The organism is Actinosynnema sp. NPDC091369 (genome assembly GCF_044757065.1).
Classification (GTDB): domain Bacteria; phylum Actinomycetota; class Actinomycetes; order Mycobacteriales; family Pseudonocardiaceae; genus Actinosynnema.
This window is the reverse complement of the sequence record NZ_JBIVUG010000012.1, coordinates 192,212-216,189: the sequence shown is the minus strand read 5'-3', so window position 1 is coordinate 216,189 and position 23,978 is coordinate 192,212. Positions and strand designations below refer to the sequence as shown.

The window sequence follows — 23,978 nt, the reverse complement described above, 5'->3', positions numbered from 1 at the left end:
TCCGGACCCGCCCCACGCCACCCCGTCGGCAGGAAGCACCCCAAACCAGACACACCAAAACGAGTCAGAACCAAACAACCCGGTTAAAACTCAAGTTCAGGTCCCGTGAGTCCTACGTTCGCGACCCCCGAATTCAACGCTCAGGACGGCCCCGCGACGTTCTGAGCGTTGAATTCAGGGGTCCTGAACGTAGGACTCTCGCGTTCTGAACGTAGGACTCACGGGACCTGGAGGTTCGACTCTCGGGACCTGAACGTACGACTCACGAGGTGGTCAGGGCGATGTACTCGTCCATGGCGGCGTTGACGGCGGCCAGGTCGTCGGTGGCGATCAGGTCCAGCAGGAGGCCGCGGGCGACGGCCAGGCCCAGGCGGGCGCGGGCGGCGGCGACGGCGGGCGGGTGGCCGAGGGCGCGGTGGACGGCGGCCACCGGTTCCAGCCAGTCGGTGACGATGCCGTCCAGCAGCGGTGTCACGCCGGGGCGGCCCTGGGCGGCTTGGGCGTAGAGCTCGAAGAACAGGCGTTCGTGGGCGCGCAGGGCGGGGTCGGTGAGCGTGCGCCAGAACGCGCGGGCGGCCTCGGCCGGGTCGTCGGTCGGCAGGGACGCCAGCACGGCCCGCTGCTTCGCCTCGACCTCCCGCACGACCGCCACCAGCAGGCCCTCCATCGAGCCGAAGTGGTAGATCAGCATCCGGTGGCTCGTGCCCACCGCCTCGGCGAGCCCCCGCAGGCTCACGTCCGCCAAGCCGTGCGCGGCCAGGTGCTCGACCACGGCGGCGAGCAGGCGGTGACGCGCCGCCCCTTGTTCCGTCATGTACCAGATGGTACATGTACCGCATGGTACAACGAGTGGACGTGCGGGTGCGCAGCGAAGCACCACCGGAACGGGTTTACCGCCTGCTCGCGGACAGCTCCACGTGGCCGGAGTGGTCCCCGGTCGTGCGGTACGAGCGGGAACGGGCCGGTGACGCGTATGGCGTCGGCGAAGTGCGGGTATTCCACAACAAAGGCCGCAAGGCGCTGACGAGGGAGGAGGTCGTCGAACTGACGCCGAACCGGCGGGTGGGCTACACCCTCCTCTCGGGTCTCGCCATCAGGGACTACCGGGCGTTCATCGACCTCACGCCGGACGGCGACGGGACCGCGATCCGCTGGCACTCGTCGTTCGAACCGAAGGCGCGGGGAACGGGGTGGCTCTACCGCCTGGTGCTCCAGGCCGTGATCTCGCGGTACGCCAAGGGCTTGGCCGCGCACGCCGCGGTGGGGAACTGAGGTTTTCCACACCCCGGTGTGGGGCAGGCTTCATGGCGACGGCATCGGCGCGTTCGTAACTTGGCATCATGGACGTCGTCTCGTGGGTCACCGACCTGATGGAAACGCTCGGCGCGCCCGGCGCCGGGATCGCGATCGCGCTGGAGAACCTGTTCCCTCCCCTGCCCAGCGAGCTGTTCCTGCCGCTGGCGGGCTTCACCGCGAGCCAGGGCAAGATGAACCTGTTCGCCGCGATCCTGTGGACCACCACCGGGTCGGTCGCCGGCGCGCTCGCGCTGTACTACCTCGGCGCGCTGCTCGGTCGTGACCGGATCAGGGCCATCGCGCAACGCCTGCCGCTGGTCAACGTGTCCGATGTGGATCGCACCGAGGAGTGGTTCGCCCGGCACGGCAAGGCGACCGTCTTCTTCGGCCGCATGGTGCCGATCTTCCGCAGCCTGATCTCCATCCCGGCGGGCGTCGAGCGCATGCCGCTGCCCGGCTTCATCCTGCTGACCGCGTCCGGCAGCCTCATCTGGAACACCGCGCTCATCCTCGCCGGCTACCTGCTGGGCGAGAACTACCACCTGGTCGACCAGTACATGGGCCTGGTGTCGAAGATCGTCCTCGGCCTGGTCGTCGTGGCCGTGGTGTGGTTCGTCGTGTCACGGCTGTCCCAGCAGAAGAAGAAGGCTCAAGCCCGCAAGTAGCGCAGGATGGCCAGCACCCGCCGGCTGTAGCCGTCCACACCGGACAGGCCGAGCTTGTCGAAGATCGAGTTGATGTGCTTCTCCACCGCGCTGCGCGACACGTGCAGGCGGGACGCGATCGCGTTGTTCGTGTGCCCCTCCGCCATGAGCTCCAGCACCTGGCGCTCCCGCTCGGTCAGCACGTCCAGCGGGTGGCTCGTGCGGGACAGCAGCCGCCGCACCACCTCCGGGTCGAACGCCACGTCGCCCGCGCCGACCCGGCGCAACGCGTCGAGGAACTCCTCCACCTGCACGACCCGGTCCTTGAGCAGGTAGCCCACGCCGTCGGCGTGCTCGGTGAGCAGGTCGACGGCGTAGCGCTGCTCGACGTACTGCGACAGCACCAGCACGCCGACGCCCGGGAACCGCCGGCGGATCTCCAACGCGGCCTTCAGGCCCTCGTCGGTGTTCGTCGGCGGCATCCGCACGTCGGTCACCACGACGTCCGGCACGTGCGCCGCCACGGCGCTGACCAGCGCTTCCGCGTCGCCGACGGCGGCCGGCACGTCGTGGCCCTCCTCGACCAGCAGCCGCACGAGCCCTTCGCGCAGCAACGTCGAGTCCTCGGCCAGGATCACCCGCACGGCACCTCCGCGGTGATCACCGTCGGACCGCCGGCCGGGCTGGTCACGTCGAACGCGCCGTCCAGCGCGAGCACCCGCCGGGACAGCCCGGCCAGCCCGCCGCCCGCCGAGTCGGCTCCCCCGACGCCGTCGTCCGCGATCCGCACCCGCACCGCGCCCTCCTCCTCGGTGACGTCCACGCCGATCATGGTCGCACCCGAGTGCTTGGCCGCGTTGGTCACCGCCTCGCAGACCACGAAGTACACGGCCGTCTCCACCTGCGGCGCGGCGGTCAGGGGCGCGCACCGGATGCGCACCGGGATCGCGGACCGGTCCGCCACCGCCTCCAGCGCCTCGACCAGCCCCAACGAGTCCAGCGCCGCCGGGTAGACCCGCCAGGCCACCTCGCGCAGGTCCTCCAGCACGTGCCGGGACTCCTCGTGCGCCTGGGCCAGCAGGGTGTCGGCGTGGTCGGGGTTGCGGCGTGCCCGGCCGAGCAGCATGCCCAGCGCGACCAGCCGCTGCTGCACGCCGTCGTGCAGGTCGCGCTCGATGCGGCGCCGTTCGGCGTCCACCGCCGCGACGATGCCCGCCCGGCTCGCGGCCAGCTCGTCGATGCGCAGGCGCAGCAGCTCGGCCTCGCTCGGGCCGAGCCAGCGCCGGGCGACCTTCCCCTCCAGCGCGACCACGCCGATGATGCCCTGCACCTCGATGTAGAGCAGCACCAGGCCGATCACCCCGGTCCACAGGAAGTCGGTCCAGTTGTCCGACGGGTCCAGGCCGCTGGTCGGCCCGCCCATGACCAGCCGGTACGCCACGATCGCGGCCATCACCAGCCCGTAGAACAGCCAGGCGAGCACGAACCCGCCGAACAGGCCGACCGCGGACCGCACGGCCAGGTAGCGCACGGCCTGCTCCCGGGTCGGCTCGGCGCTGTCGATGTCGAGGAACGCCCGCAGCCGCCGCCGTTCCAGCCCGGCGACGGCGACCGCCGCCTTCCGGGTGAACACCACGACGACCAGGTCGACCAGCGCTGTTGCGAAGCCGAGCAACAACCCGGCAACGACGCGCAACCCCCTGTGCACGTCGTCGAGGCTAGTAGACCCGATTGAGCTATTGGCCTTCGCACAACGGCTGCCGAGGATCTGTGGTGTGGGCACAATTGCGGTCATCGGCGCAGGTCAGGCGGGTCTCGTGTTGTCGGCGGCGCTGTTGCGCGCCGGATGGCGGGTCACCCTCTACTCCGACCGGACGGCGGACGACCACCTCGGCGACCGCGGCCGGCCGACCGCCTGCCTGTTCGGCGACCAGGTCGAGTACGAGGCCGACCTGGGCCTTCCCCTCTGGCCGGAGGCGTCCCGGATGCGGCGCATCCACCTCGACCTGTTCACGGACGACCGCTCGCTGGCGTTCTCGGTCGACGCGCCGCTGCGCAAGCCCGCGCTGGCCGTCGACCAGCGGTTGAAGTTCTCCGCCGGGCTGCGGGAGGTGGAGCGGCGGGGCGCGTCGGTGGTGATCGGCACGGTCGGCGTGGACGACCTGGACCGGTTGGCAGCCACGCACGACCTGGTCGTGGTCACGGCCGGGCACAAGTCGCTGACCGGCCTGTTCGAGCGCGACCCGGCCAGGTCGGTGCACTCGGAGCCGCAGCGCAGCCTGTTCATGGTGAACATCCACGGCTACGACATGGCCGCGCGGCCGGAGCACCGGGAGGGCGTGTTCTCGTTCCTGCCGGGCACGCTGGAGGTGTTCTGGATCCCGTTCTTCGACAAGGACGTGGGCGAGTCGCGCAGCGTCGTGGTGGAGGCGACGCCGGGTGGCCGTGCCGACCGGTTCGGCGACGTGACCTCGGCCGACGAGGGCGTGGACGTGCTCAAGTCCGTGGTGGACGACCTGTTCCCGCACGAGTCGGAGTTCCTGCGGCCCGCGCGCGCGACCAGCCCGGTCACCTGGATCAAGGGCCAGATCGTGCCGGTGGTGCGCAAGCCGGTGGCCGTGCTGCCGTCCGGGCGGCACGTGCTGGGCCTGGGCGACGCCGTCGTGCTCAACGACCCGCTGGCGGGCCAGGGCGCGAACAACGCCACCCGGATGGCCCGGTTCTTCGCCGAGGAGCTGGCCGCGCACGAGGGGCCGTTCACGGCGGCGTGGCTGACCGAGCGGTTCGACGAGTGGTGGGAGCGCGGCTGCTACACCAGCGACTTCTCCAACGGCCTGCTCGCGCCGCTGAACGACGAGCAGAAGGCGGTGATGCTGGCCGCGTCACGCCGCGAGGACATCGGCGAGCAGCTGTGGGAGGGCTTCAACGACCCGTCGTCGCTGTTCCCCTGGTTCTTCGACGCGGCGGCCACCCGCGAGTTCCTGACCCGGCGCAACGTGGGCAAGCTGGACCTGCTGCGCTACAAGCTGGGCGTCGGCGCGAACCTGCTCGGCCAGAAGGCGTCGCGGCTGTTCAGGCGGCCTCTCGGCGGGACAGCGACGCCTTGATCTCCCGCACCGCCGCGCGGCCCGCCCGGCTGGCGCCGACCGTGCTGGCCGACGGCCCGTAGCCGACGAGGTGCACGCGCGGGTCCGCCACGACTCGCGTGCCGTCGACCCGGATGCCGCCCCCGGGCCCGCGCAGGCGCAGCGGGGCGAGGTGGTCCAGGGCGGCGCGGAACCCGGTCGCCCACAGGATGGCGTCGACGTGCTCGTGCGTGCCGTCGGGCCAGACCACGCCGTCCTCGGTGATCCGCTCGAACACCGGCCTGCGGTCCAGCACCCCGGACCGGAGGCCGTCGCGGACGGCCGGGGTGAGGTTCAGCCCGGTCACGCTGACCACGCTGCGGGGCGGCAGGCCCCGCCGGACGCGTTCGTCGACCTTCGCGACCACGGCACGGCCCAGTTCCGGCGTGAACGGCTCGTCGAAGAACTCCGGCTCGCGGCGCGTCGCCCAGGTGGTGCGCGCGGCGTGCCGGTCGATCTCCAGCAGCTGCTGCACCGCGGACGTGCCGCCGCCGACCACCACCACGTGCTGCCCGGCGAACTCCTCGGGCCCCCGGTACTGCGACGAGTGCAGCTGACGGCCCCGGAACAGCTCCTGACCGGCGTAGCGGGGCCAGAACGGGCGGGTCCAGGTGCCGGTGGCGTTGATCAGCGCACGGGCCTCCCGGAAGCCGCGGTCGGACTCGACCCGCAGCAGGCCGCCGTGGTCGCGGACGGCGCGCACGCGCACCGGCCGTTCCACCTCGATGCCGTTGCGGCGCTCGAAGTCGGCGAAGTAGGCGGGCAGCACCTCGTTGGCGGGCGCGGCCGGGTCCGGCTCGGCGAACGGCATGCCCGGCAGGTCGTGGATGCCGTGCACGGTCGCCATCCGCAGCGTCGGCCAGCGGTGCCGCCACGCGCCGCCGGGTCCCTCGTCGGCGTCCAGCACGACGTGGTCGAGGTTCGCGCGCTTGAGGAAGTAGGCCGCGGACAACCCCGCCTGACCTGCACCGACGACCACCACGTCCATGTCGTGGACAACGCCGGCGCACGGTCGGGGCCTTCCCGGTGTCGCGACCGTCACACCAGGAAGGCATTCGAGGTCTTCGGCGTTGGTCGAAGGCATGAGCCGACTTCGCGACGTGCCGCTGTCCGCCCTCGACCTCGCCACGGTCACCACGGCGACGGACGCGCGCACGGCGCTCCGGCACACCCGTGAGCTGGCCCAGCACGTCGAACGGCTCGGCTTCACCCGGTTCTGGCTGGCCGAGCACCACAACATGCCCGGCGTCGCCAGCTCCTCCCCCGCGATCCTCATCGGCCACGTCGCCGACGCCACCACCACGCTGCGCGTCGGCTCGGGCGGCGTGATGCTGCCCAACCACCCGCCGCTGGTCGTGGCCGAGCAGTTCGGCACGCTGTCCGCCCTGCACCCCGGCCGCATCGACCTCGGCATCGGCCGCGCGCCCGGCACGGACCAGCGCACCGCCCGCGCGTTGCGCCGGACCACCGGCCCGCTGTCGGTGGACGACTTCCCGCAGCAGCTCAGCGAGCTGACCGGCTACTTCGACGGCACCGAGGAGCTCAACGCGATGCCCGCCGAGGGCAACAAGCCCGACGTGTTCCTGCTCGGGTCGAGCGGGTACAGCGCGCAGGTCGCGGGCCTGCTCGGGCTGCCGTTCGCGTTCGCCCACCACTTCAGCGCGGAGAACACGCTGCCCGCGCTGGCCCTGTACCGCGAGCGGTTCCGGCCCTCCGAACGGCTGGCGGAGCCGTACGCGCTGGTCTGCGCCTCGGTGGTGGTGGCCGACACCGACGAGCAGGCCCGGTGGATCGCCGGTCCGGGCGCGCTGGCGTTCGTCAAGCTGCGCAGCGGGCGGCCCGGCCCGCTGGCCACCTCCCAGGAGGCTGCTGACTACCCGTACACCGACGTGGAGCGGCTGATCTTCGAGGACCGGCTCGCCTCGCAGGTCATCGGCTCGCCGCGGACGGTCGAGGCGGAGCTGGGGCGGCTGCTGGAGGACACGAAGGCCGACGAGTTGATGGTCACCACCATGGTGGCCGAGCAGTCCGACCGGCTCCGGTCTTACGAGCTGCTGGCCGATCTCGCGGGACGTTCGCCCGTCCAGGGTTCGTCCGAAAGGGTGAAGACTGAAGTAGAGGTGTAGCGGTTCCCCCACGGGCCGCGATGATCGTAGTGGAGCGCGCACGCCCCCCGACGCGCTCCCCAACTTCCGGGCGATCCGCTCGCCCGGTGCTCGGCCGCCGACCCGCATGGGCGCCCGCCAGGTGTGGTGCCGCCCACGCGGGCAGCCGCGCGTCATCACGGCTTGGCCACAGGCAGGCACCAGGTGCGAATCAAGGGCCTGGTTCGGCCACCGAGCACCCCCCGACACCGTCATGGTGGTGGCAGTCGCAGTCAAGCCCACCGCCGGGGCGGGAAGGGGAGGTTCGTGAAGTTCGCCAGACTGGCCGTCGGCGTGTGCCTCGGCCTGGCAATGGCGGGATGTGCGGACCCCTCCGACATTTCCACGCCCCCCGGGCCGTCCGCGGTGGCCGAGCAGCGCGGTGACGCGCCGTCGTCGGCCGAGTTCACCGCGTTCGGCACGCAGCGCGTGTGGAGCAACGGCATGGCTGTCACCGTGCAGCCGCCCACGTCCCTCAAGCCGAGCGACACGTCGTTCCCGCAGTCACCGCGCACGGCGGTGTTCACCCTGACCGTGGTCAACGGCACCAAGACCGCCTACCGCACCAGCCAGCTGTCGCTGCGGGCGTTCGTCGACGGCGCGCCGGTGGCCGAGGTGCGCGACTCCGTGCAGGGGCTCAACGGCGTCGGCGCGGGGGTCACCGAGGTGGCGCCCGGCGCGGAGACCGTGCTCACGGTGGCGTTCGCCGTGCCCGACGAGCCCGTGCGGCTGAAGTTGGTGGTCGAGCCGAACGGGGCCAACCAGGAGCCGAGCGCGACGTTCGAGGGCGTGGCCTGACCTTGTAGCGTCTGGGGCCATGACCGAGCAGAAGCGCCTGTCCCCGGGCGACAAGGCCCCGGCGTTCACGCTGCCCGACAGCGAGGGCAAGCCCGTCTCGCTTTCCGACTACCTCGGCCGTTCCGTGGTCGTCTACTTCTACCCGGCCGCGGGCACGCCGGGCTGCACGAAGCAGGCGTGCGACTTCCGCGACAGCATCGGCGACCTGGCGTCGTCGGGCTACGACGTCGTCGGCATCTCGCCGGACAAGCCGGAGAAGCTGGCCGAGTTCGCCGCCGCGGAGGGCCTGAACTTCCCGCTGCTGTCCGACGTCGACCGCAAGGTGCTGGCCGAGTGGGGCGCGTTCGGGGAGAAGCAGAACTACGGCAGGACCGTCATGGGCGTGATCCGCTCGACGTTCCTGGTCGACCCCGAGGGCAACGTCAAGAAGGCCCTCTACAACGTCCGCGCCACCGGCCACGTGGCCAAGCTGCTGCGGGAACTGCCTGCCTGATCACCCGTGACCACGGTGGCCGCGACCCGAAGGCATGAGGGGTAGGGAGCTCGATCTCCGGCTCCGGTGGGAAGACGAGCACGTCGGTCCGGACGTGCTCGTTCCCGGGTGGAGGTCGGGTACTACGACTGAGCCAGCTCGCGCAGGTGCGGGAGGAGCAGGCGCAGGGCGCGACCGCGGTGGGAGAGGGCGTCCTTCTGGTCCGGGGTCAGTTCGGCGGACGTCACGTCGTGGCCTTCGGGGCGGAAGATCGGGTCGTAGCCGAAGCCGTTCTCGCCGGCCGGTTCGCGGGTGATCGTGCCGCGCCACTCGCCGCGCACGACGGTGTCGCGGTCGGGGCCGGCCACGAAGGCGGCCGTGCAGACGAAGGCGGCTCCGCGGCGCTCGTCCGGGACGTCGCGCAGTTGGCCCAGCACCAGGTCCAGGTTCGCCTGGTCGTCGCCGTGCCGGCCGGACCAACGGGCGGACAGGACGCCCGGCATCCCGTTCAGGGCGTCGATGGCGATGCCGGAGTCGTCCGCGACCGACGGCAGGCCGGTGGCGTTGAACGCGTCACGGGCCTTGGCCAGGGCGTTGCCCTCGAACGTGGGATCGGTCTCCGGGGCTTCCGGGAACTCCGGCACGTCGTCCAGGCCGACGACCTCGATGCCCGCCAGCCCCTCGGCCAGCAGGATGCGGCGCAGTTCGCCGAGCTTCTTCTTGTTGCGCGACGCGAGCAGCAGCTTCACTTCTTCTTCACCTTCGGCTCGGGCAGCACACCGGGGTACGGCAGGGCCAGCGCCTCCGCCTGGATGCGGTTGAGCTGCGCGCAGCCCTCCAGGGCCAGGTCGAGCATCTTGTCCAACGTCGACCGGGCGAACGTCGCGCCCTCGCCCGTGCCCTGCACCTCGATCAACGTGCCGGCGTCCGTGGCGACGACGTTCATGTCGACCTCGGCGCGCGAGTCCTCCTCGTACGGCAGGTCCAGGCGCACGCGGCCGTCCACGACGCCGACCGACACCGCCGACACGGCGCACGAGAGCGGCTGCGGGTCGGCCAGGCGGCCGGCGGCACCCAGGTAGGTGACGGCGTCGGCCAGGGCGACGTACGCGCCGGTGATGGCGGCGGTGCGGGTGCCGCCGTCGGCCTGGATCACGTCGCAGTCGATCACGATCGTGTTCTCGCCCAGCGCGGCCAAGTCGATGCACGCGCGCAGCGATCGCCCGATCAGGCGGCTGATCTCGTGCGTGCGTCCCCCGATCCGGCCCTTCACCGACTCGCGGTCGCTGCGGGTGTGGGTGGCGGAGGGGAGCATCGCGTACTCGGCGGTCACCCAGCCGAGGCCCGAACCGGACCGCCACCGCGGCACGCCCTCGGTCACGCTGGCCGCGCACAACACCCGCGTGTTGCCGAACTCGATCAGCACCGACCCCGCGGGCCACTGCTGGAAGCCGCGGGTGATCCGGATGTCGCGCAGCACGTCGTCGTTCCTGCCATCGGTCCTCAGCACGGCACTACCCTATGTCGCTGAACCCGGGAGCGACCCACCGGCGTAGGGAGAGGCATGGCACTCGCGAACGACCTGGTGACGATCTTCGGTCTCCCCGCGCACCCGCTGCTGGTCCACGCGGTGGTGGTGCTGCTCCCGTTGGCCGCGGCGGGCGCGGCGGCGATGGCGGTGGTGCCGCGGTGGCGGCAGCGGTACGCCTGGCCGCTGCTGGGCGTGACGCTGCTGGGCGTCGGCTCGGTGCCGCTGGCGCAGTGGGCGGGTGACCAGCTCTACGCCAAGATGTCGACGCTGGGCAACCCGCTGATCGAGCGGCACAAGGCCCTGGGCAACGACCTGCTGCCGTTCGCGCTGGGCTTCGGCGTGGTCGTGGTGGCGATGCTCGTCGCGGGCCGGCTGGCCGACCGGGAACGCGCCGCCGCCGTCGAGGACGAGGCCGTGCCGAAGACGTGGCGGCGCATCTCCCTGGTCGTCGCCGTGCTCGTCGTCGCCGCCGGCGCCGCCGCGATCGTCCAGACGATCCGCATCGGCCACAGCGGCTCGTCCGCCGTCTACGACTTCGTCAACTTCCTCTGAGCCGTCAGCCCGGCAGCGTCAGCGGGGTCGGCGGCGCGGCCTTCAGCGTCCGCGTCACGGTGCACAACTGGTCGATGGCGCGCAGGACGGCGGCTTCGAGGGCGGCGCGCTGGGCGGCGTCCAGCTGGGAGACGTCGTAGTCGAGGGCGACCGGGACGCTCGTCAGCGAGTGCCCGTCCGCCGAGCGCACGTCGTCCGCGCGGGCCACCAGGTCGCCGTCCACGCGGCGGGTGATCAGCGTCTCCGCCGTCACGGCCGCGCAGCCCGCCGCCGCCGCGAGCAGCAGCTCCACGGGCGTGAACGCGCCCTCGGCCCCCTTGCGCCCGACGCGCACCGAGGCGCCCCGGTCGTTCGTGGCCACGAAATCGTGCTGACCGGCCCGGCGCACCTCGACGTTCGACACCTCATCGACGTTAGTCGATCCGGTCCTCCGTGGCTGCCGCGATCTTGCGCACATAGCCGATGTCGCCGCAGTCGTCGTCCAGCCGGCTCTGCCGGATCTCGGTGAACAACCGGCCCAGCTCCTCGCGCCGCTCGTCGGACACCTCCTGCCGCGCGTCGTTGAGGATCGTGCGCTCCTCCTCGTCCACGTGGTGGTTGAGCGCCTGGACCAGCTCCTCCAGCTTGCTCTCCCACTCCTCGGAGCTCGTGTCCTCGACCTCCATCAACGCCAGCAGCGCCTGGTGGCCCTCGGCGTGCTCCTCCGCCCCGTGGTCGACCTCGTCGTTGTCGACTTCCTTGTACCGCTTGAGCGCCGGGTACACCTCGGTCTCCTCGGCCTCGGCGTGCGCGACGAGCAGCGCCGCCAGTTCGCTCAACGCCATCGCGCGGTCGGACTCGCGGTCGCGCAACGTGCGGAACAGCTCCTCGAACTTGCGGTGGTCGGCCAGGATCAGCTCGACGACATCAGTTGCCATGGCCGCCGATTACCCGGACCTTCGACCCGTCAACCGCGTAGGTGTCGCCCTGTGCGACCACCTCCACCGGCCCGGCGAACTCGCCCCGCGCCTCGGCCAGCACGGCGTCGCGGTCGGTCCACGGCGCGATGTGCGTGAGCAGGAGCCGCCCGACGCCCGCCTCCGCCGCCACCCGCCCCGCCTGCACGCCCGACAGGTGCGTGCCGGGCGGCCGGTCCTCGGCGTGCGTCCACGTCGCCTCGGACAGCAGCACGTCCGCGTCGCGCGCCAGGTCGAGCAGCGCCGCGCACGGCCCGGTGTCGCCGGTGTAGGCCAACGTCGCGGTCCGGGTCGCGATGCGGAACCCGTACGCCTCGGTCGGGTGGTCGACCCGCACCGCCGTGATCTCGAACGGCCCGATGCGCGTCACCGCGCCCCCGGTCAGGGTGTGGAACTCGAACACGTCGCCCAGGTCGGTGGTGAGCAGTTCGTCGGCGGTCTCCGCGTACGCGCGGGCGAACCGGTCGGCGGTCTCGGCGGGCCCGTGCACGGGCAGCCGGCGTTCACGGGTGTCGTACGGCGGGTGGGTGTGGTAGCGGCGGATGACGGCCAGGGTGGTGAAGTCGGCGCAGTGGTCCGGGTGCAGGTGGGAGAACAGCAGGGCGTCCAGCGAGAACGCGTCGTGACGCGCCTGCAGCTCCGCCAGCACACCGCTGCCCAGTTCGATCGCGAGCCGGCAGCCCTCCGCCTCGACGAGGTAGCCGGATGCGGGTCCGTGCGGTCCCGGCAGGCTGCCCGAGCAGCCGAGGATGGTCAACAGCACCCACGGAGCGTGCCAGGTCAGCCGTGGGCTTGGAAGGTCGCCCTTTCCAACCCGGGCAGGAATCGGTGCGCCAACCGGGTGAACGGCTCCACCGGTCCCGTGCAGCTGAACCGCTGGTCGGGCTCGCCGGCGCGGAACAGGTCGTGCTCGGTCAGCACCCGCACGACGTCCTTCACGGTCTCCTCCGCGCTGGAGACCAGCGTCACGCCGTCGCCCATGACGATCTGGAGCACGCCGGTCAGCAGCGGGTAGTGCGTGCAACCGAGGACCAGCGTGTCGACCTCGGCCCGCTGCAACGGCTCCAGGTACGCCTGGGCCAGGCCGAGGACCTGGCGGCCGGAGGTCGTGCCGCGCTCCACGAAGTCCACGAACCTCGGGCACGCGACGGCGGTGACCTCGATGTCCCGTGCGGCGGCGAACGCGTCCTGGTACGCGCCGGACGCAACCGTGCCCACCGTGCCGATGACGCCGACGCGGCCGGTCCGGGTGGTGGCGACCGCACGGCGCACGGCGGGCAGCACGACCTCGATCACCGGGATGTCGTAGCGCTCGCGCGCGTCCCGCAGGCACGCCGCGGACGCCGTGTTGCACGCGATGACGAGCAGCTTCGCGCCGTCGGCGACCTGCCGGTCCATCACCTCCAGCGCGAACTTGCGCGCCTGCGCGATCGGCAGCGGGCCGTACGGGCAGTTGACCGTGTCGCCCACGTAGCGGATCCGCTCGGCCGGCAGCTGGTCCATGATCGCCCGCGCGACGGTCAGCCCGCCGACGCCGGAGTCGAAGATCGCGATGGGCGAATCCGCGGTGACGGTCACGCGTTCAGCGTAGTCGCGGCGCTCTTCCTGGCATCCCGGGCGACGCCCCAGGCCGCGAGCACGCCGCCGAGCGCACCGAACAGGTGGCCCTCCCAGGAGATGCCAGGCTGACCGGGCAGCACGCCCCACAGCGCCGCGCCGTAGAGCGCGAAGACCACCACGGCCACCACGATCTGGAGCACGCTGCGCGCGAAGACGCCGCGCACCAGCAGGAACACCAGGAAGCCGAACACCAGGCCGGACGCGCCGATGTGGCTGCCGTAGGAGCCGAACAGCCACACGCCGAGGCCGCTGGTCAACCAGATGACCGCGGTGACCTGGAGGAACTGCTTGATCCCGCCGGAGGTCGCCAGGTAGGACAGCACGAGCAGCGGCACGGCGTTGCCGGTCAGGTGGGTCCAGTCGCCGTGCAGCAGGGGGAACCACAGGATGTTGTCCCACTCGCTGAAATCACGCGGGATCACGCCGTCGTCGTCGAGCCGGCCGCCCAGCACGGTGTCGATCGCCTCGACCACGTAGAGCAAGCCGACGAAGCCGAGCACGACCACGGCCGACAGCACGGGCCGCGGCGGCACGACGCGCTTGGCCAACGGCTTGGCCGGTTTCGGCGCGGCGGTCACCGGGTCGGGCGTCGGCGACGGGAAGGGGCCGGTGGGGTCCACGTCACCAGGCTACGCGGGGAACAGGTGTTCAGCGGCGGACTTCCGCGTCTTCACCGTGGGCCGCGGGGCGTCGCCGTAGGCTGTGCCGGTGTCGATCGAAGTGGCGGTGCGGGCCGAAGCGGAACTGGGTGAGGCCCCCACGTGGGACCACGCCAGCGGAACGCTGCTCTGGGTGGACGTCCTCGGCAGCGAGGTGCACCGGTACAACCCGTCACGCGACGACGACGCCGTCCTCGAAGTACCGCAGCACGTGGGCGCGGCCAAGCCGCGGTCCAGGGGCGGCCTGGTGCTGAACCTGCGCGACGGTGTCGCGTTGATCGACCGGGACGGGGTCAAGACGTGGCTCGTCTACTGGGCCCGCGACGGCGTGCGGGGCAACGACGCCGCGGTGGACCCGGCGGGCCGGCTGTGGGCGGGCACGATGCGGTACGACGAGGACCCGGGCGGCTGGCTGGCCCGCGTGGAGCCCGGCGGTGACGCCAAGGTCGTGCTGGACAAGGTGAGCGTCAGCAACGGCATCGGCTGGAGCCCGGACAGCACGCTCATGTACTACGTCGACTCGGCGGAGCGGCGGATCGACGTGCTCGACTACGACCGCGAGACCGGCGAGGCGACGAACCGGCGTCCGCTGGCCGACGTGCCGCGCGGGCTGCCCGACGGCCTCACCGTGGACGCGTCCGGCGCGATCTGGGTCGCGCTGTGGGGCGGCGCGGCGGTGCACCGGTACACGCCGGACGGCGCGCTGGACCGCGAGATCGAGCTGCCGGTGGGCCAGCCGACGGCGTGCTGCTTCGGTGGCGCGGACTTCACCGACCTGTACGTGACGACCGCGCGGGTCGGGTTGGGCGAGGGCGCGTCGAGCGAGCTGGCGGGGTCGGTCCTGGTGCTGCCGGGTGTCGGCGAGGGCCTGCCCTCCACCGCGTTCGCGGGCTAGATCGCGTACGTCGCGCCGGGGGTGGCCAGGGTGACCGGACCGGGGAACGCCTCGGTCGCGTCGCGCAGCACGCCGTCGCGGTCCGACCATGGCAGCACGTGGGTCAGCACGAGCCGGCCGACGCCGGCCGACCTGGCCACCTCGCCCGCCTCCCGGCCGCTCATGTGCAGGTAGTTGGCCCGGCCCGCCTGGGCGCGCCACGCCGCGTCGGCCAGCAGCAGGTCCGCGCCCTCGGCCAGCCGCACCAGCTCCGGGCACGGCACCGTGTCGCCGGTGAACACCAGCGACACGCCCCCGTGCGAGATGCGGAACCCGTACGCCTCGCAGATGTGCCGCATGGCGGCCACCTCGACGTCCACCGGGCCCACCGCGTAGTGACCGGGCGCGAGGGGCACGAAGTCGAACGTCTCGGTCAGGTCCGTGGTCGCCAGCTCGGCGCGGCTCGCGGCGTGCGCGTTGGCCAGCCGGGACGGGGCGTGCGCCGGGGCGAGCACCGGCAACCGGCGTTCGGTGACGTCGTAGGGCGGCTCGGGGTGCTCGCGCCGGTAGACGGCGAGCGAGCCGAAGTCCGCGCAGTGGTCGAGGTGCAGGTGCGACAGCAGCACGGCGTCGAGGTCGAACGGGTCGCACAGCCGCGTGAGCGGGCCGAACACACCGCTGCCCAGCTCCAGCACGATCCGCGCGCCACCCGCCTCCACCAGGTACCCGGAGGTCGGCAAACCGGGCCCCGGCGCGCTGCCCGAACACCCGAGCACCGTCAATTGCATGGGCGAAACGATAGCAGCCCGGCCGATCCGAAAAATGCGGGAACACCACCCGTTCCACTGTTTGCAATAGACCGCCGCACAGGTTCACTCGAATGCATCAACCGAGGTGAGCGAGCTGTCGAAGCCTGCGGCTTTCCGAAGGGCAGACGGTAACGCCGCATTTACCACCGGTACCGAAATCGGGCCGGCGGTCCCGTCCGGAGAATGAGGCTGTAAGGCTGCCGGACAGTATTCGACACGGTCGTGGCGCGGTTGCCCGAAAGTTTCCGGTCTCCACGGACGCGACCAAACGGGTGCATTGCGCGTTGCCGCAGCTCATCACGCCATTTGAGACTCGCAACATTCACGAAACTCGTTGTCCGCGACCGCTCCGCGACACATAGTGACGACAACTCACGCCGTGATCCTCAAGGAGGAGGGAATGGTCTTGAGAACCCTTCTGGCCGTGGTGCTGCTGGTGGCCGCGCCGCTGATGTCCTCGAACGCCGCGGGCGCCGCGCCCGCCCCGAAAGCCGGGCCGGTCGCGCTGGCGTGCAACGGCTACGTCGCGCTGACCTACGACGACGGCCCGAACGCGCAGTTCACCCGTCCCCTGATCAGCGCGCTGCGCTCGGCGGGCGCGCGGGCCACGTTCTTCGACCTCGGCTCGCGCGTGCAGCAGCAACCGCAGCTGACCCGCGAGGCCGCGCAGGCCGGCATGTGGATCGGCAACCACTCGTGGTCGCACCCGTACCTGACGAACCTCAGCGCCGCCGCGGTGGCCAAGGAGCTCGGCGACACGCAGAACGCGATCCGCAACGCCACCGGCCAGACACCGACCCTGTTCCGCCCGCCCTACGGCGCGACGAACTCGACCGTGCAGACCGAGGCGCGCCGGCTCGGCCTGACCCAGGTCATCTGGTCGGTCGACTCGCAGGACTGGAACGGCGCGTCCACCGACGCGATCGTGCGGGCTGCGACCGGTGCGAGCGCCGGCGGCATCGTGCTCATGCACGCGAGCTACCAGAACACGGTCAACGCCGTGCCGCGGATCGTGCAGGGCCTCGCGGCCAAGGGCCTGTGCCCCGGCCGCATCGACAACACCGGACGGGCGGTGGCGCCGTGAAGGCCCTCGGCGCGATCGTGACCGCGCTGGCCGCCGCGGCGGCCTTCGTGCTGGCGCTGGTCGCCGCACCGCCGGCGTCGGCCGCCACGTTGACCGAGGTCACCGGCTTCGGCACGAACCCCAGCAACCTGCGCATGCACCTGTACGTGCCGGACCGGGTCCAGGCCCGGCCGGGCGTGCTGCTGGCCGTGCACTACTGCACCGGCACCGGACCGGCGTTCTACTCGGGCACGGACTTCGCCCGGTTGGCCGACCAGTACGGGTTCATCGTGATCTACCCGTCGGCCACCCGCAGCGGCCAGTGCTTCGACGTGTCGAGCCCGCAGGCGCTGCGGCGCGACGGCGGCAGCGACCCGGTCGGCCTGATGTCGATGGTCCGGTACGTGCTCCAGCGCTACAACGGCGACACCGGCCGGGTGTTCGTCACCGGCGTCTCGTCCGGCGCGATGACCACGAACGTCATGCTGGCCGACTACCCGGACGTGTTCGCCGCCGGCGCGGCGTTCGCGGGCGTGCCCGCCGGGTGCTTCGCCACCACCGACGGCTCCGGCTGGAACAGCGCCTGCGCCAACGGCCAGGTCCTGCGCACGCCACAGGAGTGGGGCAACACCGCCCGCGGCATGTACCCCGGCTACAGCGGCGCGCGTCCGCGCGTGCAGATCTGGCACGGCACCGCCGACGACACGCTGCGGTACCCGAACTTCGGCGAGACGATCGACCAGTGGACCAACGTCCACGGCCTGTCGACCACGCCGACGTCCACCGACAGCCCGCAGTCCGGCTGGACGCGCACCCGTTACGGCGACAAGGTCGAGGCCATCTCCATGCAGGGCACCGGCCACAACCTGATGGGCGCGGGCATGGCGTTGCGCGCGATCCAGTTCTTCGGCCTGGACAAGCCCGGCGACACCACGACCACGACGACCACGACCACCAGCACCACTACCACCACCTCGACGACCACGACCACCACGACGACGACCACGACCACGCCGCCGCCCGGCGGCTGCAAGGTCACCTACGGCGTCAACAGCTGGAACACCGGCCTGACCGCGAGCATCACCATCGCCAACACCTCCACCAGCGCGATCAACGGCTGGCAGCTCGCGTTCACCCTGCCCGGCGGGCAGACCATCACCAGCGGGTGGAACGCCACCTACTCCCCCACCAGCGGCGCCGTCACGGCCCGCAACGCGTCCTACAACGGCGCGCTCGCCGCGGGCGCGTCCGTCGGCATCGGGTTCCAGGCCACCCACAGCGGCAACACCGACAAGCCGACCTCGTTCACGCTCAACGGCGTCGCGTGCACGATCGGCTGAAACGAGAAGGGCCCCGCACATGCCCGCGGGGCCCTTCTCCCTTCTCGGGCCTCAAGCCCAGAGGTGACCGTCCAGCCGCGCCGCGGCCTCGTCCAACGTGCCCGCGTACGCGCCGGTCGACAGGTACTTCCACCCCGCGTCCGCGACCACGAACGCCACGTCCGCGGACTCGCCGCGGGCCGCCGCCTTCTCCGCCGCGGCCAGTGCCGCGTGCAGGATCGCGCCGGTGGAGATGCCCGCGAAGATGCCCTCCACCTCCAGCAGCTGCCGGGTCCGGCGCAGCGCGTCGTAGGAGCCGACCGAGTAGCGGCCGGTCAGCACCTCGGCGTCGTACAGCTCGGGCACGAAGCCCTCGTCGAGGTTGCGCAGCCCGTAGACCAGCTCGCCGTACCGCGGCTCGGCCGCGATGACCTGCACGTCCGGCTTGTGCTCGCGCAGGTAGCGGCCGACACCGACCAGCGTGCCCGTGGTGCCCAGGCCCGCGACGAAGTGCGTGATCGTCGGCAGGTCCTTGAGGATCTCCGGCCCGGTGCCGTGGTAGTGCGCACCGGGGTTCGCCGGGTTGCCGTACTGGTAGAGCATCACCCAGTCCGGGTTCTGCGCGGAGAGCTCCTTGGCCAGCGCCACGGCCTGGTTCGAGCCGCCCGCCGCGGGCGAGAACACGATCCGCGCGCCGTAAGCCTGCAGCAGCTGCTTGCGCTCGGCGGAGGTGTTCTCCGGCATCACGCACACCAGGCCGTAGCCCTTGAGCTTGGCGGCCATGGCCAGGGCGATGCCGGTGTTGCCCGACGTCGGTTCGAGGATCGTGCAGCCCGGCGTGAGCACCCCGGTCCGCTCGGCCTCCTCGATCATCATCAGGACCGGCCGGTCCTTGATCGAACCGGTCGGGTTGCGGTCCTCCAGCTTCGCCCACAACCGCACGTCCTTCGACGGCGACAGCCGGGGCAGCCCCACCAGGGGCGTGCCGCCGACCGCGTCGAGCAGTGACTCGTACCGGGCCACGATGCGTCCTCCGAGGTGGATCCTCCGAAGTGGATCCTTTTGGGGTGGGTCAGCCGCCCGCGACGGCCGGGAGGATCGTCACGGTGTCGCCGTCCTTGACCGCGGCCTCCAGGCCGCCCGCGAACCGCACGTCCTCGTCGTTGACGTAGACGTTGACGAACCGGTGGAGCGCGCCCTCCTTGACCAGGCGCTGCTTCAGGCCACCGTGGTTGGTCTCCAGGTCGTCGATGACCTCCGCGAGCGTCGCGCCCGCGGCCTCGACGGACTTCTGCCCACCGGTGTGGGTGCGCAGGATCGTGGGGATGGAGACGGTGACGGCCATGCTGGTACCTCCGAGGAGCCGGGTTTGGTGAGAGTGGTGCCACGAGTGGTGCGCGAGCGCGCACCTGGAGGGCTCAGGGACAGTCGGGGGTGTCGTCGGCGCCGGTGTGGGCGAACATGTACGACTCCACGACCTCGACCGGCTCTTCGGTCACCACGCCGTCCACGATCCGGTAGGAGCGCAGCTCGTGCTGCTCCGGGTCCCGGGTGGAGATGAGCACGTAGTGCGCCTGCGGTTCGCTCGCGTAGGAGATGTCCGTGCGCGACGGATAAGCCTCGGTCGCCGTGTGCGAGTGGTAGACGACGATCGTTTCCTCGTCGTTCGCGCTCATCTCGCGGTGGACGCGCAGCTGCTCCATCGAGTCGAAGCGGTAGAACGTCGGCGAGCGCTCGGCGTTGTCCATCTCGATGAACCGCTCGGGGCGGTCGGAGCCCTCCGGGCCCGCGATGATCCCGCACGCCTCGTCCGGGTGGTCGCGACGGGCGTGCGCCACCATCGCGTCGACGAGGTCACGGCGAATCACCAGCACCCCTCCATCCTACGTGGTGGGGGAAGGTGTCCCGGGGTGTGAGAACTCGCACTACACCGGTTCGCGCACGCCTCCGAGGGCCCTGGTGTCGGCCGTACGGACGCCCAGCAGGCCACCCGCGCCGAGGGCGGCGAGTCCAAGGGCCGAGACGGCCCTGGCCACGACGCCGAAGCCGTGCCCGCGCAGGCGGAAGGACGTGAGGTAGCACACGTTCGCCGCCGCGTTGGCCGCCAGTTGCACGAACGCCGTGCGCCGCTGCTCCTGGTCCAGCGTGCCGTACTCGGCGAGCTCGGTGGCGAGCGCGGCGGGTGCGACGGCCAGCCCGGCCCCGATCATCGCCCGTGCCGCCTTCGAGCTGCCCGGCATCAGGTCCAGCGCCGCGGACGCCGCGTACAGCCCGATCGGCAGCGCCACGACCGCCGGGTGCACCGGCCGCCCGAGCGCGCGTGTGCCGAGCAGGTCGGTCACCTCCCGCCGCCGCAACGCCGCGGGCACCGCCTCCGCCAACGCCCCGGCCGCCTTGTCCACCGCCGGGCTGGTCCGAACCCACCTCAACGCCTTCTGCACACCACCCATACCGCCGGGTTACCCGCTTCGCGAGCGTTGAACTCGGACGTTCCGAACGCAGGACTCACGCGCGAGTCGAACACTCAGGACCCGCGTGTCGAACCTCCAGGACCCGTGAGTCGAACACTCAGGACCCGTGAGTCGAACCTTCGGGACCCGTGAGTTCCACGTTCGGGACCCGCGAGTTCCGCGGTCGGCTCAGCCTGAGTGTCGAACTCGCGGTACCTGAGCGTTCGACACTCGGGCGCTGAGCGTTCGACTCGCGTGGTGCAGGGCGTTGGTGGCGGTGGTGCAGAGGGTGGACAGCGGGGTGTCGGTGGGGGTGCCGGTGGCCACGGCGAAGACGGTGGCGGGCACGGTCACGCCGGAGCGGGCGAAGGCGTCGTGGGCGGACATCGCGACCCTTCGGCATTCCGCCGGGTCCAGGTCGGCGTCCACCACGACCAGCCCCACGGCCGTCGATCCGACGAGGGCCAGAGCGGGCACGTCGAGCGGCACGGCGGAGCCGCACACCGCGTAGCCGTCGGCCGGGGGCAGGCCCAGGGGCTCGGCGGCGGGCACGATCGGGACCACTTCGAACGGCCGGGTGCCGACCGGGAAGCCGTGACCGCGCTCGGCCAGCCACCGCACGACCCCGTCCACCACCGGCGGCCCGCCCAGCACCACCGCGTGCACCCGCCGCACCAGCGTCGACGGGTCCAGCAGGTCCAGCTCGCGCGTGCCGACCGGCGCGCCCCGGACGTCGACCCCGGCCACCGCGCCCGCGGGCGTCAGCAGCACCGCCGCCCCCGGCGCGCGCCCGACCAGCATCAGTTCATGACCGCTTCGACCAGCGTCTCCTGCACCCAGGTCAACCAGTGGTACACGCCCAGGTGCGGCGAGCGCGGGTCGTCCGGCGGCAGCTCGTCCGGCATGTCCTCCTGCACGTCCAACGCCGTCCCCAGCGCCAGCCGCACGTCGTTCAACGCCGACAGCCACGCCTCGGCCTGCTCCAGCGCCAGCCGCACCTCACCGCCGTCGGGCGGGCACGTCTGGAGCACCACGGCCGCCACCCCGGTCTTGAGGTCCAGCAGCTCGGGCTCGTGCAACGACCGCAGCGCGTTCGCCGAGTCGACCTCCGCCGGGTCGGGCGCGTCGGGGTCGAGCCGGTGGAAGTCGGGCAGCAGCCGACCCAGGATCGGGTCGTCCGGCGGCGTGGACGGGCCGGTGCGGATGCCGGTCAGCTCCGCCAGCTCGTCCTGCGGCGCCTCCTCGGCCCGTGCCAGCAGCATGTCCTGGATCTGGCTCACCAGGCCGCGCACCACGGCGGCTTCCTGCCGGTCGAACCGGCCGAGCACCTGGTCGCCGGCGCGTGTCCACTTCTTCACGACGAACGCTGCATGGTCGCCCAGAGCCCGGCCGCGTGCAGCTTGGCCACGTCGGCCTCCACCTTGTCCTTGGTCCCCGACGACACGATCGCCCTGCCCTTGTGGTGCACGTCCAGCATCAGCTTGGTCGCGTGGTCGCGGCTGTAGCCGAACAGCTTCTGGAACACGTACGTCACGTAGGACATCAGGTTCACCGGGTCGTTCCAGACCAGGGTCTGCCACGGGCGGTCCTCCGCGCGGACCTCCTCGCCGGCCGGGTCAACCTGCGTCCGCTCATGCTCGACGGGCGTGGTCATACCGCCAATGGTGTCATGTTCCGCTGCGCGGTGGAGCCCGCAGGGCCTCCGGTTCCGACCGCTTAGGCTTCGCCCCATGTCGACGTCGCTGTTCACCGACCACTACGAGTTGACGATGCTGGCCGCGGCGCTGCGCGACGGCACCGCCGACCGGCCGTGCGTCTTCGAGGTCTTCGCCCGGCGGTTGCCGGAGGGCAGGCGGTACGGGGTGGTCGCGGGCACGGGCAGGCTGCTCGACGCGATCACCGACTTCACGTTCACCGAGAGTGACCTGGAGCTGCTGGAACGCACGAACGTGGTGGACCGGGCGACCCTGGAGTGGCTGGCCGGCTACCGGTTCACCGGGGACGTGGACGGCTACCCCGAGGGCGAGCTGTACTTCCCGGGCTCGCCGATCCTGTCCGTGCGGGCGCCGTTCGGCGTGGGCGTGGTGCTGGAGACGCTGGCGCTGTCGATCCTGAACCACGACAGCGCCATCGCGTCCGCCGCGGCGCGGATGGTCGGCGCGGCCAACGGGCGGCGGATGATCGAGATGGGGTCGCGGCGCACCCACGAGGAAGCGGCGGTCGCGGCGGCGCGGGCGGCGTACCTGGCCGGGTTCACCGCGACGTCGAACCTGGAGGCGGCGCGGCGGCACGGCATCCCGACGGCCGGGACGTGCGCGCACGCGTTCACCCTGCTGCACGACACCGAGGAGGAGGCGTTCCGCTCGCAGGTCGAGGCGCTGGGCGTGGACACGACCCTCCTCGTGGACACCTACGACATCACGAACGGCATCAAGACCGCCGTGGAGGTCGCCGGGCCGGAGCTGGGCGCGGTGCGGATCGACTCCGGCGACCTGGGCGTGCTGGCCCGGCAGGCGCGGGACCAGCTGGACTCGTTGGGGGCGCGGAACACCCGGATCGTGGTGTCGGGCGACCTGGACGAGTACTCGATCGCGATGCTGCGGGCCGAGCCGGTGGACGCGTACGGCGTGGGCACGTCGCTGGTCACGGGGTCCGGCGCGCCGACCGCGGGCATGGTCTACAAGCTCGTCGAGGTGGACGGGCGGCCGGTGGCCAAGCGCAGCTCGCACAAGGAGTCGCGCGGTGGGCGCAAGAGCGCGCTGCGGCGGCACAAGGAGACGGGGACGGCGTTGGAGGAGGTCGTGTTCCCGCACGACGCGCCGCCGGCCACGGGTCCGCACGACCGGCTGCTCGCCGTGCCGATGGTCCGCGCTGGACAACGGGTGGACGGCGTGGACACCCTGGTGGAGAGCCGGGAGCGGCTGCGCGCTGCCCTGGTGACGGTGCCGTGGGAGGGTCTGAAACTCTCCCGCGGCGAGCCCGCGATCCCGACGACGTTCCTGTGAGGCTTGTGATGGGCAAAGCGCTGATCGTGGTGGACGTGCAGAACGACTTCTGCGAGGGCGGGTCGTTGGCGGTGGCGGGCGGGGCGGCCGTGGCGGCGGCGATCTCGGCGCACGTCGCGTCGGCGTCGTACGACCACGTCGTGGCGACGCGCGACTACCACGTGGACCCGGGGTCGCACTTCAGCGAGACGCCGGACTTCGTGGACTCGTGGCCGGTGCACTGCGTGGCGGGGACGGCCGGTGCGTCGTTCCACCCGGAGCTGGACGTGACGGCGGTGGAGGCGGTGTTCTCGAAGGGGGCGCACGCGGCGGCGTACTCGGGGTTCGAGGGCACGTCCGGCGCGGGTGAGCGGCTGGTGGACTGGCTGCGGGCGCGGGGCGTGGAGCAGGTGGACGTGGTGGGGATCGCCACGGACCACTGCGTGCGCGCGACGGCGTTGGACGCGGCGGAGGCCGGGTTCGCGACGACCGTGCTGCTGGACCTGACGGCGGGCGTGGCGCGGTCGACGGTGGACGGCGCGCTCGCGCGGCTGGGCGAGGCCGGCGTGACGCTGACCGGTACCCCTCACGTCTCCTGACCTCCGCGAGTCGAACGCCCAGGTCTCGAGAGTCGAACGCTCAGGACCCCCGAGTTCTCCGTTCACGTCGCCCGGCGGCGGTC

At 71.9% G+C, this 23,978-nt stretch carries 31 protein-coding genes; 12 read left to right on the top strand and 19 right to left on the bottom strand.

Features of this window, described 5'->3' with window-relative positions:
* Positions 1 to 262: 262 nt before the first annotated feature.
* Positions 263 to 814, bottom strand: a complete 552-nt coding sequence (locus ACIQMJ_RS33615) for a TetR/AcrR family transcriptional regulator (RefSeq protein ID WP_499765013.1) — start codon at positions 812 to 814, stop codon at positions 263 to 265.
* A gap of 23 nt (positions 815 to 837) precedes the next feature.
* On the opposite strand from ACIQMJ_RS33615, the gene ACIQMJ_RS33610 reads away from it, so the two are divergent.
* The gene (locus ACIQMJ_RS33610) at positions 838 to 1,272 is read left to right on the top strand and encodes an SRPBCC family protein (RefSeq protein WP_499765012.1); all 435 of its coding nucleotides are present in this window, start codon (positions 838 to 840) and stop codon (positions 1,270 to 1,272) included.
* 68 nt (positions 1,273 to 1,340) lie between these two features.
* A complete protein-coding gene (locus ACIQMJ_RS33605) occupies positions 1,341 to 1,961 on the top strand; it encodes a DedA family protein (RefSeq protein ID WP_499765011.1) in 621 nt (206 codons plus the stop codon).
* Here the strand turns inward: ACIQMJ_RS33605 and ACIQMJ_RS33600 are convergent.
* Both ACIQMJ_RS33600 and ACIQMJ_RS33595 read right to left on the bottom strand, forming a co-directional pair.
* Positions 1,946 to 2,584, bottom strand: a complete 639-nt coding sequence (locus tag ACIQMJ_RS33600; protein ID WP_499765010.1) for a LuxR C-terminal-related transcriptional regulator — start codon at positions 2,582 to 2,584, stop codon at positions 1,946 to 1,948. The two genes, ACIQMJ_RS33605 and ACIQMJ_RS33600, sit on opposite strands and share 16 nt — an antisense overlap.
* Positions 2,575 to 3,648: a sensor histidine kinase gene (locus ACIQMJ_RS33595; protein ID WP_499765009.1), complete on the bottom strand. Its 1,074-nt coding sequence runs from the start codon at positions 3,646 to 3,648 to the stop codon at positions 2,575 to 2,577. Before ACIQMJ_RS33595 ends, ACIQMJ_RS33600 begins: the two co-directional genes overlap by 10 nt.
* A 67-nt stretch (positions 3,649 to 3,715) precedes the next feature.
* Between ACIQMJ_RS33595 and ACIQMJ_RS33590 the strand changes: the two genes are divergently transcribed.
* Positions 3,716 to 5,047, top strand: a complete 1,332-nt coding sequence (locus ACIQMJ_RS33590; protein ID WP_499765008.1) for a styrene monooxygenase/indole monooxygenase family protein — start codon at positions 3,716 to 3,718, stop codon at positions 5,045 to 5,047.
* Here ACIQMJ_RS33590 and ACIQMJ_RS33585 read toward each other — a convergent pair.
* Positions 5,013 to 6,053, bottom strand: a complete 1,041-nt coding sequence (locus tag ACIQMJ_RS33585; RefSeq protein WP_499765007.1) for an FAD-dependent oxidoreductase — start codon at positions 6,051 to 6,053, stop codon at positions 5,013 to 5,015. The two genes, ACIQMJ_RS33590 and ACIQMJ_RS33585, sit on opposite strands and share 35 nt — an antisense overlap.
* Positions 6,054 to 6,147: 94 nt before the next feature.
* On the opposite strand from ACIQMJ_RS33585, the gene ACIQMJ_RS33580 reads away from it, so the two are divergent.
* The 3 genes from ACIQMJ_RS33580 to bcp all read left to right on the top strand — a co-directional run bounded on the left by ACIQMJ_RS33580 (position 6,148) and on the right by bcp (position 8,500).
* Positions 6,148 to 7,191, top strand: a complete 1,044-nt coding sequence (locus tag ACIQMJ_RS33580) for an LLM class flavin-dependent oxidoreductase (RefSeq protein WP_499765006.1) — start codon at positions 6,148 to 6,150, stop codon at positions 7,189 to 7,191.
* Positions 7,192 to 7,476: 285 nt separating this feature from the next.
* Positions 7,477 to 8,007, top strand: a complete 531-nt coding sequence (locus ACIQMJ_RS33575) for a hypothetical protein (RefSeq protein ID WP_499765005.1) — start codon at positions 7,477 to 7,479, stop codon at positions 8,005 to 8,007.
* 19 nt (positions 8,008 to 8,026) lie between these two features.
* On the top strand, positions 8,027 to 8,500 hold the full coding sequence (gene bcp, locus ACIQMJ_RS33570) for a thioredoxin-dependent thiol peroxidase (RefSeq protein ID WP_499765004.1): 474 nt from the start codon (positions 8,027 to 8,029) through the stop codon (positions 8,498 to 8,500).
* Positions 8,501 to 8,622: 122 nt separating this feature from the next.
* Here the strand turns inward: bcp and rdgB are convergent, their stop codons facing one another.
* Both rdgB and rph read right to left on the bottom strand, forming a co-directional pair.
* Positions 8,623 to 9,228: an RdgB/HAM1 family non-canonical purine NTP pyrophosphatase gene (gene rdgB / locus ACIQMJ_RS33565; RefSeq protein WP_499765003.1), complete on the bottom strand. Its 606-nt coding sequence runs from the start codon at positions 9,226 to 9,228 to the stop codon at positions 8,623 to 8,625.
* Positions 9,225 to 9,989: a ribonuclease PH gene (gene rph / locus ACIQMJ_RS33560; protein WP_141978819.1), complete on the bottom strand. Its 765-nt coding sequence runs from the start codon at positions 9,987 to 9,989 to the stop codon at positions 9,225 to 9,227. Before rph ends, rdgB begins: the two co-directional genes overlap by 4 nt.
* A 54-nt stretch (positions 9,990 to 10,043) precedes the next feature.
* Here rph and ACIQMJ_RS33555 point away from each other — a divergent pair, with 54 nt between their 5' ends.
* Positions 10,044 to 10,562, top strand: a complete 519-nt coding sequence (locus ACIQMJ_RS33555; RefSeq protein ID WP_499765002.1) for a DUF2231 domain-containing protein — start codon at positions 10,044 to 10,046, stop codon at positions 10,560 to 10,562.
* A gap of 4 nt (positions 10,563 to 10,566) precedes the next feature.
* Here ACIQMJ_RS33555 and ACIQMJ_RS33550 read toward each other — a convergent pair whose 3' ends face one another.
* From ACIQMJ_RS33550 to ACIQMJ_RS33530, 5 genes are read right to left on the bottom strand one after another with little or no spacing between them, the layout of a single operon-like run.
* Entirely contained in the window at positions 10,567 to 10,965 is a 399-nt protein-coding gene (locus ACIQMJ_RS33550) for an OsmC family protein (protein ID WP_499765001.1), read from the bottom strand.
* 10 nt (positions 10,966 to 10,975) lie between these two features.
* Positions 10,976 to 11,479: a hemerythrin domain-containing protein gene (locus tag ACIQMJ_RS33545; RefSeq protein ID WP_499765000.1), complete on the bottom strand. Its 504-nt coding sequence runs from the start codon at positions 11,477 to 11,479 to the stop codon at positions 10,976 to 10,978.
* Entirely contained in the window at positions 11,469 to 12,281 is an 813-nt protein-coding gene (locus tag ACIQMJ_RS33540; RefSeq protein WP_499764999.1) for an MBL fold metallo-hydrolase, read from the bottom strand. The genes ACIQMJ_RS33545 and ACIQMJ_RS33540 overlap by 11 nt, the downstream gene beginning before the upstream one ends.
* Before the next feature lie 17 nt (positions 12,282 to 12,298).
* Positions 12,299 to 13,096 carry a glutamate racemase gene (gene murI, locus ACIQMJ_RS33535; RefSeq protein ID WP_499764998.1) on the bottom strand — a complete coding sequence of 266 codons (798 nt, stop codon included), beginning with the start codon at positions 13,094 to 13,096 and terminating at the stop codon, positions 12,299 to 12,301.
* Positions 13,093 to 13,716: a rhomboid family intramembrane serine protease gene (locus tag ACIQMJ_RS33530; protein ID WP_499765019.1), complete on the bottom strand. Its 624-nt coding sequence runs from the start codon at positions 13,714 to 13,716 to the stop codon at positions 13,093 to 13,095. Before ACIQMJ_RS33530 ends, murI begins: the two co-directional genes overlap by 4 nt.
* A 130-nt stretch (positions 13,717 to 13,846) precedes the next feature.
* Here ACIQMJ_RS33530 and ACIQMJ_RS33525 point away from each other — a divergent pair, with 130 nt between their 5' ends.
* The gene (locus ACIQMJ_RS33525; RefSeq protein WP_499764997.1) at positions 13,847 to 14,692 is read left to right on the top strand and encodes an SMP-30/gluconolactonase/LRE family protein; all 846 of its coding nucleotides are present in this window, start codon (positions 13,847 to 13,849) and stop codon (positions 14,690 to 14,692) included.
* Here ACIQMJ_RS33525 and ACIQMJ_RS33520 read toward each other — a convergent pair.
* Complete coding sequence (locus ACIQMJ_RS33520; protein ID WP_499764996.1) at positions 14,689 to 15,459, bottom strand: MBL fold metallo-hydrolase; 771 nt, start codon at positions 15,457 to 15,459, stop codon at positions 14,689 to 14,691. The two genes, ACIQMJ_RS33525 and ACIQMJ_RS33520, sit on opposite strands and share 4 nt — an antisense overlap.
* A gap of 421 nt (positions 15,460 to 15,880) precedes the next feature.
* Between ACIQMJ_RS33520 and ACIQMJ_RS33515 the strand changes: the two genes are divergently transcribed.
* On the top strand, positions 15,881 to 16,564 hold the full coding sequence (locus tag ACIQMJ_RS33515) for a polysaccharide deacetylase family protein (RefSeq protein WP_499764995.1): 684 nt from the start codon (positions 15,881 to 15,883) through the stop codon (positions 16,562 to 16,564).
* The gene (locus ACIQMJ_RS33510) at positions 16,561 to 17,883 is read left to right on the top strand and encodes an extracellular catalytic domain type 1 short-chain-length polyhydroxyalkanoate depolymerase (RefSeq protein WP_499764994.1); all 1,323 of its coding nucleotides are present in this window, start codon (positions 16,561 to 16,563) and stop codon (positions 17,881 to 17,883) included. The genes ACIQMJ_RS33515 and ACIQMJ_RS33510 overlap by 4 nt, the downstream gene beginning before the upstream one ends.
* 51 nt (positions 17,884 to 17,934) lie before the next feature.
* On the opposite strand, the gene ACIQMJ_RS33505 is transcribed toward ACIQMJ_RS33510, so the two are convergent.
* The 7 genes from ACIQMJ_RS33505 to clpS form a co-directional block, all read right to left on the bottom strand.
* Complete coding sequence (locus ACIQMJ_RS33505; RefSeq protein ID WP_499764993.1) at positions 17,935 to 18,885, bottom strand: PLP-dependent cysteine synthase family protein; 951 nt, start codon at positions 18,883 to 18,885, stop codon at positions 17,935 to 17,937.
* Between the two features lie 49 nt (positions 18,886 to 18,934).
* Positions 18,935 to 19,207, bottom strand: coding sequence for a MoaD/ThiS family protein (locus tag ACIQMJ_RS33500; protein ID WP_106615251.1), 273 nt, complete (start codon positions 19,205 to 19,207; stop codon positions 18,935 to 18,937).
* A gap of 73 nt (positions 19,208 to 19,280) precedes the next feature.
* Complete coding sequence (locus tag ACIQMJ_RS33495; protein ID WP_387489313.1) at positions 19,281 to 19,736, bottom strand: M67 family metallopeptidase; 456 nt, start codon at positions 19,734 to 19,736, stop codon at positions 19,281 to 19,283.
* A gap of 51 nt (positions 19,737 to 19,787) precedes the next feature.
* Positions 19,788 to 20,312: a DUF2231 domain-containing protein gene (locus tag ACIQMJ_RS33490; protein ID WP_499764992.1), complete on the bottom strand. Its 525-nt coding sequence runs from the start codon at positions 20,310 to 20,312 to the stop codon at positions 19,788 to 19,790.
* 189 nt (positions 20,313 to 20,501) lie between these two features.
* Complete coding sequence (locus ACIQMJ_RS33485) at positions 20,502 to 21,113, bottom strand: peptidase S58, DmpA (RefSeq protein WP_499764991.1); 612 nt, start codon at positions 21,111 to 21,113, stop codon at positions 20,502 to 20,504.
* Positions 21,113 to 21,670 carry a DUF2017 domain-containing protein gene (locus ACIQMJ_RS33480; RefSeq protein WP_499764990.1) on the bottom strand — a complete coding sequence of 186 codons (558 nt, stop codon included), beginning with the start codon at positions 21,668 to 21,670 and terminating at the stop codon, positions 21,113 to 21,115. The genes ACIQMJ_RS33485 and ACIQMJ_RS33480 overlap by 1 nt, the downstream gene beginning before the upstream one ends.
* The gene (clpS, locus tag ACIQMJ_RS33475; protein WP_141978832.1) at positions 21,667 to 21,966 is read right to left on the bottom strand and encodes an ATP-dependent Clp protease adapter ClpS; all 300 of its coding nucleotides are present in this window, start codon (positions 21,964 to 21,966) and stop codon (positions 21,667 to 21,669) included. Before clpS ends, ACIQMJ_RS33480 begins: the two co-directional genes overlap by 4 nt.
* A gap of 76 nt (positions 21,967 to 22,042) precedes the next feature.
* Between clpS and ACIQMJ_RS33470 the strand changes: the two genes are divergently transcribed.
* Together ACIQMJ_RS33470 and ACIQMJ_RS33465 are read left to right on the top strand one after the other, a co-directional pair.
* Positions 22,043 to 23,317 (top strand): nicotinate phosphoribosyltransferase, encoded by a 1,275-nt coding sequence (locus ACIQMJ_RS33470; protein ID WP_499764989.1) that lies wholly within the window; start codon positions 22,043 to 22,045, stop codon positions 23,315 to 23,317.
* A gap of 8 nt (positions 23,318 to 23,325) precedes the next feature.
* Positions 23,326 to 23,895, top strand: a complete 570-nt coding sequence (locus ACIQMJ_RS33465) for an isochorismatase family protein (protein ID WP_499764988.1) — start codon at positions 23,326 to 23,328, stop codon at positions 23,893 to 23,895.
* Positions 23,896 to 23,978: the final 83 nt, after the last annotated feature.